At 58.9% G+C, this 17,350-nt stretch carries 17 protein-coding genes; 5 read left to right on the plus strand and 12 right to left on the minus strand.

Going from position 1 to position 17,350, the window contains the following annotated elements; all coding sequences use genetic code 11:
- The first annotated feature begins 18 nt into the window (after positions 1-18).
- The 3 genes from RAN89_RS01285 to RAN89_RS01295 all read left to right on the plus strand — a co-directional run bounded on the left by RAN89_RS01285 (position 19) and on the right by RAN89_RS01295 (position 2,479).
- Positions 19-750, plus strand: coding sequence for a FadR/GntR family transcriptional regulator (locus RAN89_RS01285; protein ID WP_313867888.1), 732 nt, complete (start codon positions 19-21; stop codon positions 748-750).
- Between the two features lie 71 nt (positions 751-821).
- A complete protein-coding gene (locus tag RAN89_RS01290) occupies positions 822-1,601 on the plus strand; it encodes an SDR family NAD(P)-dependent oxidoreductase (RefSeq protein ID WP_313867889.1) in 780 nt (259 codons plus the stop codon).
- Positions 1,592-2,479, plus strand: coding sequence for an SMP-30/gluconolactonase/LRE family protein (locus RAN89_RS01295; protein WP_313867890.1), 888 nt, complete (start codon positions 1,592-1,594; stop codon positions 2,477-2,479). The genes RAN89_RS01290 and RAN89_RS01295 overlap by 10 nt, the downstream gene beginning before the upstream one ends.
- On the opposite strand, the gene RAN89_RS01300 is transcribed toward RAN89_RS01295, so the two are convergent.
- The 12 genes from RAN89_RS01300 to RAN89_RS01355 form a co-directional block, all read right to left on the minus strand.
- The gene (locus RAN89_RS01300; RefSeq protein ID WP_313867891.1) at positions 2,476-3,831 is read right to left on the minus strand and encodes an MATE family efflux transporter; all 1,356 of its coding nucleotides are present in this window, start codon (positions 3,829-3,831) and stop codon (positions 2,476-2,478) included. The two genes, RAN89_RS01295 and RAN89_RS01300, sit on opposite strands and share 4 nt — an antisense overlap.
- Positions 3,832-3,868: 37 nt before the next feature.
- Positions 3,869-5,521, minus strand: a complete 1,653-nt coding sequence (locus RAN89_RS01305; RefSeq protein ID WP_313867892.1) for an alpha-glucosidase family protein — start codon at positions 5,519-5,521, stop codon at positions 3,869-3,871.
- Positions 5,522-5,593: 72 nt separating this feature from the next.
- Entirely contained in the window at positions 5,594-6,766 is a 1,173-nt protein-coding gene (locus RAN89_RS01310; RefSeq protein ID WP_313867893.1) for a carbohydrate ABC transporter permease, read from the minus strand.
- A complete protein-coding gene (locus tag RAN89_RS01315) occupies positions 6,763-7,767 on the minus strand; it encodes a carbohydrate ABC transporter permease (RefSeq protein WP_313867894.1) in 1,005 nt (334 codons plus the stop codon). Before RAN89_RS01315 ends, RAN89_RS01310 begins: the two co-directional genes overlap by 4 nt.
- Before the next feature lie 101 nt (positions 7,768-7,868).
- Positions 7,869-9,170, minus strand: coding sequence for an ABC transporter substrate-binding protein (locus RAN89_RS01320; RefSeq protein WP_198301809.1), 1,302 nt, complete (start codon positions 9,168-9,170; stop codon positions 7,869-7,871).
- A gap of 59 nt (positions 9,171-9,229) precedes the next feature.
- Positions 9,230-10,234, minus strand: coding sequence for an ABC transporter ATP-binding protein (locus RAN89_RS01325; protein WP_313867895.1), 1,005 nt, complete (start codon positions 10,232-10,234; stop codon positions 9,230-9,232).
- Between the two features lie 218 nt (positions 10,235-10,452).
- Positions 10,453-10,782, minus strand: a complete 330-nt coding sequence (locus RAN89_RS01330) for an ATPase with chaperone activity (RefSeq protein WP_313867896.1) — start codon at positions 10,780-10,782, stop codon at positions 10,453-10,455.
- A gap of 43 nt (positions 10,783-10,825) precedes the next feature.
- Positions 10,826-11,326: a low molecular weight protein-tyrosine-phosphatase gene (locus tag RAN89_RS01335; RefSeq protein WP_313867897.1), complete on the minus strand. Its 501-nt coding sequence runs from the start codon at positions 11,324-11,326 to the stop codon at positions 10,826-10,828.
- Between the two features lie 64 nt (positions 11,327-11,390).
- Positions 11,391-12,638, minus strand: coding sequence for a DEAD/DEAH box helicase (locus RAN89_RS01340; protein WP_313867898.1), 1,248 nt, complete (start codon positions 12,636-12,638; stop codon positions 11,391-11,393).
- 48 nt (positions 12,639-12,686) lie between these two features.
- Positions 12,687-13,322 (minus strand): response regulator, encoded by a 636-nt coding sequence (locus tag RAN89_RS01345; RefSeq protein ID WP_313867899.1) that lies wholly within the window; start codon positions 13,320-13,322, stop codon positions 12,687-12,689.
- 190 nt (positions 13,323-13,512) lie between these two features.
- The gene (locus RAN89_RS01350; RefSeq protein WP_313867900.1) at positions 13,513-13,716 is read right to left on the minus strand and encodes a hypothetical protein; all 204 of its coding nucleotides are present in this window, start codon (positions 13,714-13,716) and stop codon (positions 13,513-13,515) included.
- A gap of 140 nt (positions 13,717-13,856) precedes the next feature.
- Positions 13,857-14,672 carry an IclR family transcriptional regulator domain-containing protein gene (locus RAN89_RS01355; RefSeq protein ID WP_313867901.1) on the minus strand — a complete coding sequence of 272 codons (816 nt, stop codon included), beginning with the start codon at positions 14,670-14,672 and terminating at the stop codon, positions 13,857-13,859.
- A 128-nt stretch (positions 14,673-14,800) separates the two neighbouring features.
- On the opposite strand from RAN89_RS01355, the gene pobA reads away from it, so the two are divergent.
- Together pobA and RAN89_RS01365 are read left to right on the plus strand one after the other, a co-directional pair.
- A complete protein-coding gene (gene pobA, locus RAN89_RS01360) occupies positions 14,801-15,973 on the plus strand; it encodes a 4-hydroxybenzoate 3-monooxygenase (RefSeq protein WP_313867902.1) in 1,173 nt (390 codons plus the stop codon).
- Between the two features lie 91 nt (positions 15,974-16,064).
- On the plus strand, positions 16,065-17,303 hold the full coding sequence (locus tag RAN89_RS01365) for an EAL and HDOD domain-containing protein (protein WP_313867903.1): 1,239 nt from the start codon (positions 16,065-16,067) through the stop codon (positions 17,301-17,303).
- The last annotated feature ends 47 nt before the right edge of the window (positions 17,304-17,350 follow it).

The following is a 17,350-nucleotide window of genomic DNA, read 5'->3' on the forward strand; positions in this document are numbered from 1 at the left end:
GCGCATACTCTTGCCACCATGAACAGGACATTTTCAGCGCCCCACACTACATACACCGGCCGAAAGCTCCATGGCCAAGTCGTTCAGGAACTGGGGCGTCGCGTGGTCGGCGGGCAATACCCTGCGGACAAAGTACTGCCTAACGAAGAACTGTTGTGCCAGGAGCTCGCGGTCAGCCGCACCGCATTGCGCGAAGCGGTGAAGGTGCTCGCAGCCAAGGGGCTGCTGGAAGCCCGGCCACGCATCGGCACGCGCGTGCGCACCAAAGACCAATGGAATTTGCTGGACCCAGACATTCTGGCCTGGCGCTGCGCCACCGGCGTGGATGCCGATTTTTTGCGCCACCTCACAGAACTGCGCGAAATCATTGAGCCCTCCGCGGCAGCGCTCGCAGCCACCAGCCGCAGCCCGGAGCAGCTGGAGTCCATTGCGCAGGCGCTTCGCACCATGGAAACGGCTAGCACCATCGCCCAGTGGGTACAGGCCGATCTGGAGTTCCACACCGCGGTTCTCAAAGCCACCAACAATCCGTTGCTGATGCCTTTGGCAGCCATCATTGGCAGCGCGCTGGAGTCTTTGCTGGGCGTGACGGCACGCACCTCGGACAACTTCAAACAAGCCTTGCCGGACCACCAGAAAGTATTCGATGCCATCCGCCTGCAGGAGCCGCAAAACGCGCTGCACCGCATGGCGGGCATGCTGTCCGATACCCGCAGCCTGATCCGCGCCACCATCCAGCCGGAAACATAAGGCGCTTATTGGTGGTTTATTTGTATGATGAATAGACCTACAATGGCGTGTTTTTAACCCTTTGGAAGCCTATGAAGCCGGAATCACTCTCCCACTTCGCGCAGTACCCCAGCCTGAAAGGACGCAGCGTCTTCGTGACCGGCGGCAGTTCCGGCATCGGCGGCGACATCGTGATTGCCTTTGCCCGGCAGGGCGCCCAGGTCGCCTTTACCGGTCGCAATGCAGAGGCGGCCCAACAGGTCATTGATGCAGCGAAAGCGCTCGGACCCGAGCCCCTGTTCTTGCAGAGTGATGCCGCAGACGTGGATGCTTTGAAAGCGGCCATTGCCACGGCGGCAGCGCGCTTCGGCGACATCACGGTGCTGGTGAACAACGTGGCAAACGACCAGCGCCATGAGCTCTCCGAGGTTACGGCCGACGATTTCGATTGGCGTGTCTCTGTCAACTTGCGGCCCCACTTTTTTGCTGCACAGGCCGTGGTCGATGGCATGAAGCGCTCAGGCGGCGGCGCCATCGTGAACTTGGGCTCTACCAGCTGGAAGATCAAGGGCAAAGGCTACCCCGTGTACGCCACCTGCAAATCTGCCACTGTGGGGCTCACCCGCAGCCTGGCGCGCGAACTGGGCGAATTCAACATCCGCGTGAACACGCTCACCCCGGGTTGGATCATGACGGACAAGCAGCTGGCCATGTGGGTGGACGAAGCCGGTGAACGTGCCATGAAAGAGAACCACTGCCTGCCGGGGCGCATCCTTGGTGCGGACGTCGCCAATATGGCTCTGTTCTTGTCGGCAGCTGACAGCGGCATGGTGACCGCGCAAGACTTTGTGGTGGACGCCGGATGGACCTGAAGCACACGCCCCCTACCCCCGCCTGGCCAGCAGACTTGCTGCTGGGCGAAGGCCCCTTGTGGCACGCGCAAAGCAAGCGATTTTTCTTTGTGGACATTCACGGCTGTGCGGTTCACGCTTGGACGCCGTCCACCGATCTTCGCCAGAGCTGGAAGATGCCTGAGCGCGTGGGTTGGCTGATTCCCCGCAAAGACGGCGATGGCTTCATGGCTGGTTTTCAGAGCGGTATAGTCCGGCTTTGGCTGGAGCCCTCGGTACGCTGGGAGCCGGTAGCCCAACCCCATGCAGGTCAACCCACGGTGCGGCTGAACGACGCCAAGGCGGATGCCCACGGCCGCATCTGGGCCGGATCCATGGACAACGACGACCCCGGCCGCCGCAAAGGGCAGCTGGCGCGACTCAATGCGGATGGCAGTTGCGAGGTGGTGGAACAGGACATTTACATTGCCAACGGCCCCGCCATTGCAGCCGATGCCTCGTGGATGCTGCACACCGACAGCTTTCTGAACACGGTGTACCGCTATCGCATGGATGCACAAGGCAAGGTAACCGAAAAAACCATATGGCGCGTGTTCACCGATGAGGAAGGCACTCCGGACGGCATGACGCTGGATGCCGCCGGTAACGTCTGGATTGCCTTCTGGGGCGGCGCTTGCATACGCCGTTTCACACCGGAAGGTGAATGCCTGCAAACCATCCCAATGCCCGCCACACAGATCACCAGCATCAGCTTCGGCGGCGATGACTTGAAGACCATGTTGGTGACCTCGGCACGTGTAGGCTTGAGCGATGCGGTCCTGGCCGAATACCCGCTCTCCGGCAGCGTATTCACCTTGCAAACTGATGCGACCGGGGTCTTGCCCCTCGCCTTCGGTTAAGGGGCGTCAGCTCGCAGGCGTCGGCGGCTGTCCCGGGCATTGGGCAGCCAGCCGCGCCACACCCAACGGGCCAACAGCAAGAGCCCGCGGATCCACTCGTCAATCGCGTAAGCCAGCCAGATGCCGGGCAGGCCGAACAGGCGCCCTAACCAGAACGACCCCACACCCAGCACCAACACCAGCGACGCCACACTGGACGCCGCGGGAAAGATGGCATCGCCAGTGGCACGCAAGGCACCATTCAAAATCAGGTTGAATACGCGGCCGGTCTCCAACAGCAACGAGATCCAAAGCAAGGTCTGTGCAGCTTCAATGACAGCAGCGTCCTTGGTAAAAGCTCGCATCAACCAGGGAGCGCCTAGCGCAGCCAGCAAAGCCAGTGAGCCGGATGCCAGCAAGCCATTGCGCACGGCTTTGCGCACCAATCCATTGGCCTCACGCAGATCGCCCGCCCCTATCAAGCGCCCGACCATGATTTCGCAGGCCCAGCCGATCGCCATGCTCGTGAGTAACACGTATTTCAGCAGCTGCAAGGTGTAGGAGTGGGTGGCCAGTGCCGTTACACCCAAACGCGCGGTAGCAGCCACCGACACCATAAAGGCGGCACGGTAGGTCATTTCGACCCCCGCACCGGGTAGGCCAACACGCAGCACAGGGGCCAAGTCCTTCCAGGAGAAAGTCCACCAATCACGAAAGCCGGGGATCAATTGCATGCGCACCCGCCAAAACCACAAGTGCAATACCAAGCCCAAGGCGCGGCTTATCAACATGGCGATGGCATAACCCTCCAGGCCCATACCGTCCCACTCACCCCAGCCCCGCATGATCAGAAATGCCAGTCCCAAGTGGGTGGCATGCATGGCCACCATGATGCGCAAGGAATCCTTCGCGAACAGGTGCGCGCGCAGCACCGCGGCCATGCTCAGGTTATAGGCATCCAGGAGCAAGGCAGGCGCAAACCACTGGAGATACGGTGCTGCCAAAGCGGCCACCGCTTGCGGGGCATTGAGCCACTCCAACGCTTGGTCATTGCCGGCGACTACCAACACAACGATCAAGCTGCCGACCCAGGTGCTCGCGCCCAGTGCCAAAAGTGCAGCGCGCCGGGCTGCGGCTTGCTGCTCCCCGCCGAGGTACTGCGTCACCATCACTCCCAGCCCGATGGCCAGGACGCGAAAAGCGACATTGAGGGTTTCAAGAATCTGGTTGACCAGGCCGAAGGCGCCGGCCGCCACATCGGACTCGTGCGATGCCAGCCACAGCCCGCCCATGGCCACGGTCATGCCCAAAAGAAATTCGCCGAGCAAAGGCCCGGCGATCGTATTCAGCCGCAACCGGGGTGGAGTACTCATGGGAGCACTGTACCCCTGTTAGCGTCTGGCGTGTTGCTCAGGCGGCGCCCAAAAATGCACCGCCCCAAGCGGGCAGCGCCAGCCCTGCGTTCTGCAGATGAACTTGTGCAAGGCCACTACCGTCCACAAGGCTCAATGATGCAAATTCAGCCGGCACAGTCCACTGGACGGCTTCAGGGCTGAAGTTGAAGACACACAGAGTTGTCTCGCCCTCAAATCGACGCACATAGGCCAACACCTGCGGATGCGCCTCCAAGACTTCCAGGGTTCCTGAAACCAGGCTGGGGCGCGTCTTGCGCCAGCGCAAAAGCTGGCGGTAAAAGTGCAGCAACGAACCGGCATCCTGCAACTGCGCATCAGCCGTCAAGCCCCGATGCGTTGCAGCCACTGGCAGCCAAGGCTTGGCGCTGGAAGACGCCGACGAGAAGCCGAGGTCAGACGCACCCGCTTTCCAAGGCATGGGGGTACGGCAGCCGTCACGGCCTTTGAACTCCGGCCACATGGTGATGCCGTACGGGTCTTGCAAATCCTCGAAAGCGATGTCTGCCTCCGGCAAGCCGAGTTCGTCGCCTTGGTAAATGCAAGGCGAGCCACGCAGGGACATTTGCAAGGCGGCCCCCAAGCGCAATAGCGCGGGGGCTGCTGTAGGTGCCGAGGTACCCCAACGGGACGCTACGCGCACCACGTCGTGGTTGGAAAGTGCCCAGCAGGGCCAGCCACCAGGCGCCACCTCTTCAAAGCGCTTCACAAAGCTGCGGAAGTGCGCAGCCGTGTGAGCGGTGCCTAGCAGGTCAAAGCAGTAGGCCATGTGCAGCTTGTCGCCACCGCTGGTGTATTCGGCAACACGGGCCAAGCCATCGTCGTCGCCGATCTCACCCACCATGGTGGTGTTGGGGTACTCGTCCAGCAAGGCACGCAAACGGCGCAGGAAAGCCAGGTTCTCCGGCTGGCTCTTGTCATATTTGTGCCATTGCCATCCGTAGGGGTTCACGGCATTGACTGCTGGGTCTTCGCCATCAGGGCGTCCGCGCGCTGGGTTGTCGCGCAATTGGGCGTCGTGGAAATAGAAATTGGCAGTATCCAGGCGATAGCCATCCACGCCCAATTCCAGCCAGAACTTCACGGTCGCCAACAAAGCGTCCTGCACTTCAGGGTTGTGGAAGTTCAGGTCCGGCTGGCTGGTCAGGAAGTTGTGCATGTAGTACTGGCAACGGCGGGTGTCCCACTGCCATGCACTGCCACCGAAAATGGACAGCCAGTTGTTAGGCGGTGTGCCGTCACTCTTGGCATCTGCCCAGATGTACCAATCCGCCTTGGGGTTGTCCAGGCTGGAGCGGCTCTCCACAAACCAGGGATGCTGGTCGGAACTGTGGGACAGTACCTGGTCGATCATGACCTTGAGTCCCAGCGCATGTGCGCGCTCTACCAACTTCTTGAAATCTGCAATCGTGCCGAACATGGGATCGACGTCACAGTAGTCGCTGACGTCGTAGCCGAAGTCCTTCATCGGGCTCTTGAAGAATGGGGACAGCCAGATGCCGTCCGCCCCCAAGTCAGCCACGTAGTCCAGCTTGGCAGTGATGCCTTCCAGATCACCGATGCCATCGCCATTGCTGTCTGCATAGCTGCGTGGGTAAATCTGATAGATCACGCCACCGCGCCACCAGTTGTTGTTGGATGCCTTAGCCATAGTTGAGATTTCCCTTAAATGAAAACGGCGAACCTGCTTGCGCAAATTCGCCAGTGTGTGATGTATCCGGATTTACTTGACCGAGCCGGACAGCAAGCCGCGCACAAAAAAGCGCTGCAAGGAGAAGAAAACAGCGACCGGGACCGCAATCGACACGAATGCGCTGGCCGTCAGAATCTCCCAGCTCTCACCGCGTGAACCCAGCAAATCATTAAGCTTGATGGTCAGCACCACCTGGTCCGGCGCCTTGCCCAGGAACACCAGCGCAATCAGGAAGTCATTCCACACCCAGAGGAACTGGAAGATCGCAAAACTGGCCAACGCCGGAATGGACAGAGGCAACACGATGCCGGTAAAAATCTGAAAGTGCGAGGCGCCATCCATACGCGCACTTTCGATAATGTCGCGTGGCAATGAAGCGATGTAGTTGCGCAACAAGTAGATTGCCAGCGGCAAACCGAACGCAGAGTGGGCCAACCAAACGCCGAGGTAAGTTTTGGACTCTGTCCCGAAGGCCTCGCCCACCTGGTTGTACAGGCGCAGCAGCGGAATCAGCGACATCTGCAGAGGCACCACCAGCAGGCCAACCACCACAATGAACAGGAATTTGCGGCCGGGGAACTCCATCCAGCTGAAGGCGTAAGCGGCAAACGCGGCAATCAGGATGGGGATGAACGTGGCGGGAATTGTTACCTTGAAGGTATTCAGGAAGGCTTGACCCACGCCCTCGCCTGCAATCACTTTTTCGTAGTTTTGCGTCATGAACACCGGGGGTGATTCGGCAACATAAAACACGCGGACACCGCGGTCCTTGTCGTAGGGCTGACTGAGCTCCAGGCGGTAGCTGCCATCGGCTTGTACGGTCAAGGTGCCGTCGGACTTGCCGTCTTCTTCATCAAAGACCTGTCCATCGGCCACTTCCACAGACGTACCCACTGCAAATTCGTTGGGATTAGAGGACTTCAGCGAGAACTTCTTGATCTTGACGCCGCCACCCTCAGGAAACAGGCGACCGCTTATGACATAGCGGTCACCCTCTTTCACCAGACTCTGTGCTCCTGCGGTACGACGCATGTCGGCACGTGTCTGAGTGGAGAGGGCTGTCCACCAGCCGCTGGACACCAGCTGTGTCTTTTCACGGAAGCTCGATACCAGCAGGCCGAATGTCGGCAACACCCACATCAGCACAATGACCAGCAACAGGCCCTGCGCCATCAATGAAGGGAGAGAGAAATACTTTTTCATCGCTGTGCCTCCTCGGTGCGGAAGCGGCGGATATTGAATGCCATCACCGGTACCACTGCAAACATCAAAACCATCGCCAGGGTAGAGCTGCGGCCGTAGTCGCCACCACCACGGAACATCCAGTCGTACATCAGATTACCCAGCACGCTGGTATCCCATTGGCCACCGGTCATGGCCATCACAATGTCGAACACCTTGAGCACTGTAATAGTGATGGTGGTCCACACCACCAGAATGGTGGACATAACTTGCGGCACCATGATTTCAAAGAAAATTTGGAGTTCGCTGGCGCCATCGATACGGGCTGCCTCGATGGTTTCATTGGGAACTCCGCGCAAAGCGGCGGAAAGAATCACCATGGCAAAGCCTGTCTGGATCCAGATCAGGATGGCCATCAGGAAAAAGTTATTCCAGAAGGGAATGGTGACCCATGCCTGAGGCTGGAAACCCATGCCCATGACGATGGCGTTCAAGATGCCGATCTGGTCGGCCTCAGGGCCGCGGAAGTCGTACACAAACTTCCAGATCACGCTGGCACCCACAAAGCTGATGGCCATGGGCATGAACACCATGGATTTGGCAAAGCCGCCCCACCACACACGATCCGCCAGCACCGCAACCACGAGGCCGAGCGCAGTAGCGGCAGCGGGCACCACCAGCAGCCACATGAAGTTGTTGCGGATGGTCAGCAAGAAGTTTTGATCGACAAAGACCCAACGGAAGTTGGCAAGTCCGACAAACTGCTCTCCGGTGGCGTCATAGAAACTCAAACGGAAAGTTTCAAACAGGGGGTACACGAGGTACGTGCCCAACAGCAACAAGGCCGGGGCAATGAATAACCAGGGTCGCACATGGGTGCGCAACATTTCACGGCCGTGCTTGCTGCCGATCGGCAGGTGAATAATTTTGTCCAACACAAAGTTGGAGCCGGCGAAGTACAGCAGGCAGAACGCAATGCTGACCAATACAGCGGATATGGTCTGGATAACTTGATCAGTCATGGGATCAATGCTTTTGCGTGTCGTGAAGGAGATTTCAAAAGGGCCGGCAGCCGAAGCCGCCGGCCTGAAGACGTGCTGTGAAGCGACGTCAGAGGAGATACTTACTTGATAGCGTCCCAGCTCTTCTGGATTTCGTCAGCCACTTCTTTGGCAGATGCGCCGCCGGAGTAGTTGACCATGCCCTTCCAGAAGCTGCCTGCGCCCACTGCGCCGGGCATCAGGTCAGAACCGTCAAAGCGGAAAGTCGTGGCGTTTTGCAGGATCTCGCCTTGCTTCTTCAGCGAGGCTGTCTTGTACTTGGCCAGGTCCACACCCTTGTGCGGTGTCAGGAAGCCGCCTTCAGCCATCCAGATTTCATGCGACTGGGGGTGCTGCAGGTATTCCATGAATGCACGTGCGCCCTTGCTTTCCTTGGTGATGGTCATGATGGTGCCACCGCCCAGAACGGGGTTGCCGAGCTTCTTGCTGCTGTAAGAAGGGAAGTAGAAGAAGTCCGCTTCATCAGACTTGCCTTCGGGGAAGAATGCAGGAATGAAGGAAGCTTGACGGTGCATGTAGCACTTGGGTGGGGAGCCGAACAGGCCCTTGGGGCTGTCCTTGAAGCTCACCGTAGCCACTGCCTTGGCGCCGCCGTCCACATAGGCGTCGTTCTTGGCGAACCAGCCGTAGGCTTCGATCGCTTCGATCACGCGCTTGTCGTTGAACTTCATCTTGTTGCTGACCCACTGGTCGTACACCTCGGGAGTCTGGGTGCGCAACATCATGTCTTCTACCCAGTCGGTAGCAGGCCAGCCGGTTGCAGCGTCAGAGCCCAGACCGATACACCATGGCTTACCGCCATCGGCTGCGATCTTCTTGGTCAACGCCTGCAGTTCTTCCATGGACTTGGGCACTTTGTAGCCCTTTTCCTTGAAGTTCTCAGGGATGTACCACACCAAGCTCTTCACGTTCACGTTGTAGAACATGCCGTAGAACTCTTTTTTGCCGGCCTTGTTGGCGTAGGTACCCAGATCAGCCCAGGAGCTGCCTGCGGCGTAGTTCTTTTTGACCCATTCCTGAGCCTTGGGGCCCAGTGGTTTCAGGCCGTCGATAGCTGCCATGTTGGCGGCCAGACCTGGCTGGGGGAACACCGAGATATTGGAGGGAGAACCTGCCTTGATGTCGATCACGATCTGCTGCTCGGAGCTCTGTGAGCAGGAGTGCTTCACGGTAGCGCCAGTGGCCTTTTCAAAATTCGCGATTACCTTTTTGAACATGCCTTCTTCGGCACCAGTCCAAGGGCAGGTGATGGTGATGACTTCACCCTTCAGGTCCGGCCCTTTGTAATCTGCAGCCATCGCCGGAGCGGCAACTGCACCCAACACCAGAGCGGATGCTCCGGCAATCATGGTCTTCTTCATCATCGTCTTCTCCTCATGGTGCATCGCGGCCCATCCGCGACACGTTAAAAAAACTGGTGGCTTCAGTCGACGCGCTTGCCGTCGGCGTTGAACTTGTAAAGGTGCTCTGGTGCGAAGCCCAGTGATATGGCTGAACCGGGCTGCAGGCCCAGCGTGCCATCCATGCGGGCGGTAATGTCGCCAAACGCACCGGCGCTCACGTAAGCAAAGGTTTCATTGCCGAGCTGCTCGGAATGTTTCAGGGTGCCCTGAATCGGACCGCCCTCGGTGACCTTCAAGTGCTCAGGGCGCAAACCAATGGTTGCCACGTTGTGACGCGCTGCAAGTTCGCCACCCAGAAAGTTCATTTGCGGTGATCCGATGAAGCCAGCAACAAACAGGCTGGCAGGTTTGTTGTAAAGATCCAGCGGCTTGCCGACCTGCTCCACACGGCCTTTGTTGAGCACCACGATCTTGTCGGCCAAAGTCATGGCCTCGACCTGATCATGCGTTACGTAAATCATGGTGGCCCCCAGGCGACGGTGCAGGGTTGCCAGCTCGACGCGCATCTTGGTACGCAGCGCAGCGTCCAGGTTTGACAAGGGCTCATCAAACAGGAACACCTTGGGGTCGCGCACGATGGCACGGCCGATGGCCACGCGCTGGCGCTGACCGCCGGACAGCGCCTTGGGCAGGCGATCCAGGTATTCGGTCAACTGAAGGATGTCCGAGGCCTCACGTACGCGGCGTTCGATTTCGGCTTTTGGCGTTTTGGCGATCTTCAGCGCGAAGGCCATGTTGTCGAACACGGTTTTATGGGGGTAAAGCGCATAGCTCTGAAACACCATGGCCACGCCACGCTCAGAAGGCCCCAAATCATTGACATGTGCGCCACCGATGTTGAGGTCACCGCCGGAAATTTCTTCCAAACCCGCGATCATGCGCAGCAGCGTGGTCTTGCCGCATCCGGACGGACCCACAAACACGGCGAACTCGCCAGGCTCGATGTCGAGGTCGATGCCGTGGATGACATCGGCTTTGCCGTAGTTTTTGATGATTCCGCGCAAGCGGACATCAGACTGACTCATAGAAATGCTCCTGACGGGGTGCGCAGCCGGTTGGTGGCTGCGACAAGATTTCATGAATCGTAATTAAATTACCTTTCAATCCACCTCGGGAAAACCCTTGAATCAGGCATTTTCCGGAGCTTTTTTTACAAAATCAAAACCGATTTTGTACAAAGATGCCACACCGGCGGCAAACCCCAAGGAGACGTGTCCGGGTTGGCAATAAAGTTACCTATGAGTTACGTTTTGACAACGTTTTCAAGATTTTGCCACGGCCACGACAAAATTTCAGCCATTCGTTGCACGACCCAGCGCGATTGAGCGTCATTGAGGACACAAGGCTCTGTACGTAATCCGCTGTAACAGCGCTCCATCACGTCTTGCTCTGTCACACCCAGCTTGAACTGCAGGTCAGCCGCGGTGGGGGCCAGCATGTTGGCCATGTCTTCGCAAAGCTCATAGTCCGCAAGGACCTGTGTCGATGGCGCAGTGGGCTTGCTGCGCCCACTAGGCTCATACAACGCCAAAAAGGAAGGGGGAATGTCGATTTGGGGGGCGTGTTCGGTCATGAGCCATTGTGGCTCAGCCCCCCTGCGCTTCGCGCCAACCCGCCTACAAGAAGCGCCGGCCCTGTCGCTCCACATGGAGCAACACGCCATCACAGGCGTCCTCCACGAGGTCCAAAACGGCCTCGAAGCCCGCGTCACCGCCGTAGTAGGGGTCGTGCACCACCGGAGCATCATGGCGCTGACAAAACTCAGTCAGGCGGCGCACCTTGTGGCCTGCGTACGGTGGGCAAAGTGCTTGCACCAAGGCGAGGTTGTCCCAGTCCATCACCAGAATCAGGTCAGCGCGCGCAAAGTCTTGCTCCACCATTTGCCGGGCCCGCAGGTCAGCAAGGTCATAGCCTCGGCGCCGGGCGTGTGTCTGGCTACGGACGTCTGGTGCTTCACCGGGGTGGTAATTGTGGGTGCCGGCAGAGTCCACGTGAACACGCTCACTCCAGCCCCGCGCGGCCACCTTGTGGCGCATGACGCCATGGGCAGTCGGGCTGCGGCAGATGTTGCCCATGCAGATAAACAAGATTACGAACGGCGAATCAGTTTTTTGCATCAAAAATGCCTCTAGCGCCCGCTCAATAGGCGGGAACAGCTACCAATTCGATAGCAACCCACAATCAAGCGAGAGGTGGCAGCAGACCGGCTGCACGTAGTTTGTCTTTTTTGCTGGGTCGACGCCCTTTCACGCCACCAGCCGCCTGATCGGCGCTCACCACGGGCAAGACTTGTTCTGGCTCGAAGCCCCGGATAGCCTCACGGGGCACCTGCACGCCATTGCGTTTCTCAATCAACGCGAAGTGGGCTGCTGTGTCAGCGCTTACAAAACTCACCGACATGCCAGCCTGCCCGGCACGGGCGGTTCGCCCGATGCGGTGTACATAGTCCGTGGCGGAACGCGGCAAATCAAAGTTCACCACCACCGGCAGGCCAGCGATATCCACACCCCTGGCGGCCACATCGGTTGCGACCACCACCTGAACCACGCTGGCTTTGAAGTCTGCCAGCACCTGGGTGCGCTTGCCCTGGCTCAATTGGGCATGGAATGGCTCTGCCTGCAACCCCGCACGGCGCAGCTTGTCTGCCACCATTTCCGCCGCGTACTTCGTAGCCACAAACACCAGGACCCGGGGCCACGCCTCTTGCACCACCAAGTGCCGAAGCAGTTGCGTGCGCCGTGAAGCATCCACCGTGATCGCATGCTGGGTGATGGCGGGCGCGGCCTGTTCTTCTTGCTTGATGGTGATTTCAACAGGCTCGCGCAAACGGGATTCGGCAAGCTGCCGGACCCCCGCGCTGTACGTTGCCGAGAACAGCAAGCTCTGGTGTTGTTTGGGCAACAAGGCATCGATGCGATCCAGCTCATCCGCAAATCCAAGATCGAGCATGCGATCGGCTTCATCCAACACCAGGCACCGGATGTGCTGAAGTTGCAGCGCGTTGTGATCCACCAGATCCAGCAAGCGACCCGTCGTGGCCACCACAATGTCTGTTCCACCGCGCAAGGCCATCAATTGAGGGTTGATGGACACGCCACCGAACACCACCGAGATCTTGGCAGGCAGCCCCGCCGCACGGGCCAGAGTGCTGAGCACGCCACCTACTTGTACGGCCAATTCCCGAGTGGGGACCAAAACGAGTGCTTGAGGACGACGAGCCCCGGAGGCGGCAGGTGGCGTCCAACGCTGCAGCACGGCCAGCGCGAAGGCCGCCGTCTTGCCGGACCCGGTTTGGGCACATACCAAAACATCACGACCTGCCACGGCGGGCGGGATGGCTCCCGTTTGTACCGGTGTGGGTGTGGAAAACTGTTGCTGCACCATGGCAGCAGCGAGGGCCGGCGTCAGGCCCAGTGAGGAAAACGGCATAGAGGGTTACTCAGTGGCAGCCACGGCGGCATGAGCCCCCGCAGCCGTTCAAGCGGCAGGGCCGCGTTTGGGTTGTGCAGGCGCGTGGATGAATTGACCGTTGCGATTCAAACGGGTGGCCAACGCATCCAGATAGCCCAGCAGACGCTCTGCTTGCAAGGGCTTTTGATACAAAGTGACCCAATTGGGCAAACGGCCGTCCTCGTCCACTTCCTTGCGGGTCAAGGCGGTAAGCACAATGACCTCGATGGACTGATAGGCCTGCTCCTGCGCCATGGCATTGATGAGGTGGTAGCCGTCGAACGGCGTCATCATCAAATCGGTCACCACCAGATCGGGGCGCTGGCGTTCCAGTTGGATGAGCGCCTGGGAGGCGTCGCTGGCTACGGTCAAGGCCACTTCATGACCACCGCGGGCCAGCAATGCCTGAAAGTAAGCGACTTGAACCGGATCGTCTTCTGCCAACAATACGCGCATGGGACGAGCGCCGGATTCGCTGGGCGCTGCGGTGCCGCGGGACTGCACCAACTTGTCGATGGCGCTACGGAAAATGCGGCGATGGCCACCGGGCGTGACCCAGGCTTCGAGCTCACCGCTGATCACCATCTTCTGCACCGAGGTGGTGGACAAGCCCAGAATGCGGGCGGCTTGTTGAGTGGTCAGGACATCGCTGCTGTTGGTCATGGTACGGCTGCTGTTGGAGTTCACTAACCCGCACTGAAATTTAAATCTCTCAGTTTTGGGGCTTCCATTGCATTTTATGCAAGTCCTCGGGCTTTCCGTACACTGATTTAGAGCATGCCCCTTTGGTTTACAAATTCAAAAACAAGTAATTTATGAATTTCAGAAGCCTCTCGCAGAGCGAGAAGTGTTCTCAATGCCACTCGTTCTTGTCGCCGGGAGTGTTCAACGCGGACAATTCAGCAGGCACCGTCAGCGCATATTCCGGCTCAGGATCCCGGATTTCAATGGGTTTTTCCAAGCAAGTTTTGAAACCTGAGGGAATTCGGGAGGAAACGTTTGGATTCAGCCAAAAACTGGAAACAAATGGATCCACTGGTTTACGAGATTGCGACATGATTTTCATTCGTTAAATTCAATGTATTTGAAATATAACGATTCGTCGTATTTTGTCAACTTTCAAACAAGCAGACGATTACCCGCCACCTCCAGGTTTAAGCATTCATCCCGACCAACTCCCGGCGCCGCGTGCTTGGATCACACCAAAGCGCGAAGCTCTTGCGCAGCGTCTTGCAAGACGGGGAGCAAGGCAGCGATGAACTCATCCGTGCTCCACCGGTGCGGTGCGGCCACTACATTCAATGCACCTACGACATGACCACCGGCATTACGCAAGGGTACTGCCAAGGCCTGCACCCCCAACTCGTGCTCTTGCACAGCAAGGCTGTAGTCTTTTTGGCGAGCCGATTCGATGTGAGAGAGCAAGGTCGGCACATCGGTCACGGTGTGTGCAGTGAGCCTGCGCAAGGGGTAAGCCTGCAGCCACCCGGTCAATCCGGCGGGGCTGAGTCCTGCCAGCAAGACGCGCCCGGTAGAAGTGGCATGGGCCGGCAGTCGCGCGCCCAGGTGCAGGCCATAGGCCAACACCTGGGTTTTGCCGGTGGCGGAGCTGCGCCAATCATTGCCACTACGGGCCACGATGACCACCTCGCTGCCATCCAGCACCACGGCGGAAAACGATTCCTGGGTCTGGGCTGCCAAACGGTTCAACGTGGGTTGCACCGCCCGGGGAAACCGCGCGGATGACAAATAAGTGCCGGAGAACCGTAACACCTTGCTGGACAGCCAGAAATAGCTGCCATCACTCTCCAGATACCCCAGCGAGGCCAGCGTCAGCAAATGACGGCGTGCTGCTGCGCGGGTAATTCCGGCACGCTGGGCGGCCAAAGTGGCATTCAGGCGTTGGCGCTCGGTGTCAAAGCTTTCCAGCACCGCCATGCCCTTGGCCATTCCGGCGATCAGATCCGCTTTGGCGATGGATGAGGCAGGGTCTGTCTTGGGGGTTCTTGGCATGTGGAAACTCTCTGTTTTTGCGCGACATTCGCGCATCGATTCCAATAATCGCACAAAGTTGAAATCTGTGTGGTGACTTCCGAGCCGGCGGGTTCTACGCTCACTTCCATCTCTCTGAAGGACACCACATGCGGACTCAAGTCGCCATCATTGGAGCGGGGCCATCCGGACTTTTGCTCGGTCAGTTGCTGCACAAAGCAGGCATAGCCAACGTGATTCTGGAGCGTCAAAGCGCTGATTACGTGCTCTCGCGCATACGCGCCGGGGTGTTGGAACAAGTCACCACCGACTTGCTGGACGAAGCTGGCGTTGGCACGCGCATGCATCAGGAAGGACTGCCCCATACCGGCTTTGATTTGCTCTTCGGCGGCGAGCGCCACCGCATTGACCTCCATTCGCTCACAGGCGGGCAGCAAGTCATGGTCTACGGACAGACAGAAGTCACCCGGGATTTGATGGCCGCCCGGCAGGCAGCGGGGCTCCCCACGGTGTACCAGGCCGGTGATGTTTCGGTGCATGACTTTGATACCCAGCACCCCCAGGTACGCTACCAACAAGACGGTGCCTGGCACACGCTGGACTGCGACTTCATCGCCGGATGCGACGGCTTTCACGGCGTATGCCGCGCCAGCGTGCCGGAAGGCGCGGTGACGGAATATGAAAAGGTGTATCCCTTCGGTTGGCTGGGGGTGTTGTCAGATACGCCTCCGGTACACCATGAGCTGATTTACGCCAACAGCACCCGGGGCTTTGCCCTGTGCTCTCAACGCAGCGCGACGCGCAGTCGCTATTACGTGCAAGTGCCCCTGACCGAAAAGGCGGAGAACTGGTCGGACGAAGCCTTCTGGCACGAGCTGCGACAACGTCTGGACCCAGAAGCACGTGAGACTTTGGTCACGGGCCCCTCTCTGGAAAAGAGCATTGCGCCCCTACGGAGCTTTGTCGCCGAACCCATGCGTTTCGGCCGCATGTTCCTGGCCGGCGATGCGGCGCACATTGTTCCCCCCACCGGGGCTAAGGGGCTGAATCTGGCGGCCACGGATGTGAAGTACCTTTCCAGCGCATTCACCGAGTATTACACCGAGCGCTCCAACGCCGGTATCGACCATTACTCGCAGCGCTGCCTGCAACGGATCTGGAAAGGCGAGCGATTTTCATGGTGGTTCACCAGCCTGATGCACCGCTTCCCAGACGGCGGCGCGATCGGCCAAAAGCTTCAGGATGCGGAGCTGGCCTATCTGGTTCAATCCAAGGCCGCGTCTACCGCATTGGCCGAAAACTACGTCGGCTTGCCGTTGTAACCGGGCTGCAGCGCGGCGGAATCTCCCCGCCGCTTGTCTGCTTTCGTTGTCTGGGTTAGTCTGAGCCCCATGCAGGGGGAGAACGCAGATCATGCCTGACCACAGCCCGGTACCCGGCGAAGTCCTGGACCGTATTTCCATCGCCAGACAGCCCATCGTGAACGCGGAGCGTTCCGTATTGGCTTATGAGCTGTTCAACCGGTCGGCTGTGGCATCCGGGCATTCACAGGCCAGCGATGTCGCCCTGGCGCTGCATGCGGTTGCCCAAAGTGCAGCGCCTTTTGCCACCAGCAACCACGACATCTTTATTCATTCGGTTCACAAGGGCTTGGCGGGGCCGCAATGGGACTTTCTGACCCCGGCCAAAACCGTGATCGAGATAGCGCCCGCCCCCCAACACGCTGCAGACTTCATCGCATCGCAGGTGCCGGCACTTGTGGCATTGAAGTCGAGGGGCTTCAGGCTGGCCTTTAAGCACAGTGTGGTCGCGCCTGTTTACAAGCCCTGGCAGGCATTGGCGGATTTCGTCAAGCTCAATGCCTCGAGCACCGAGGTTCAGCAATACAAGCCACTGGTTGCCGCGGCCAGGCAACGCACACCCGCCAGTTTGATCGCGGAAAAAGTGGAGGACAGCGCCCAGTTTGAAGCCATGCGTGCGTTGGGGGTTGAGGAATTTCAAGGCTATTGGTTTTCCATTCCCGAGACGGTGCAGTCCAAGGTTCTGTCCCCGAGCCAAGCCAGTGCCATCCAATTGTTCAAACTGGTGCAAGCCGAGGCGTCCCTGGATGAAGTGGAAACCGTGCTCAAAAAGGACGCTGCCTTGGGGGTCAGCCTGCTGCGCATCATCAACTCTGCCTCCTCAGGCATGCGACAAAAGGTCACTTCTATCCGCCAGGCCATCATGCTGCTGGGTTATGGCCGCCTGGTGCGCTGGGCGGCCATGCTTCTCACCAACACCCATGCGCATACCAACATTCAAGGCACAGCTGCAGTCGTTCGAGGACGGATGATGGAACTGCTGGCCCAGCACAGCATGGATGCGGAAGAGGCTGGGGCTGCGTTCTTGGTGGGGCTTTTGTCGCAAATCGATACCCTGCTGGGTCAGCCCATGGAAGATCTGGTGCAACAACTGGCGCTGGACGATGCGGTCTCGCACGCCCTATTGACCGGCGACGGGAAGTTCGGTGCATTGCTGGCCTTGGTGTGCGCTTGCGAATCGGACGATGAGGCCGCGTTCTCGGTGGCATTCAGTCGACTGCCCTACTCCCTGCGGCATATCAACATGGCGCACATGGAAGCACTGGTGTGGGCGGATAGCCTTTCAGAGTGACGGTGGGCTCCACCGGCATCTTTACATTGCAACGGTAAACCCCGAGG

This window comes from Rhodoferax mekongensis (genome assembly GCF_032191775.1).
Taxonomy (GTDB): Bacteria; Pseudomonadota; Gammaproteobacteria; order Burkholderiales; family Burkholderiaceae_C; genus Allorhodoferax; species Allorhodoferax mekongensis.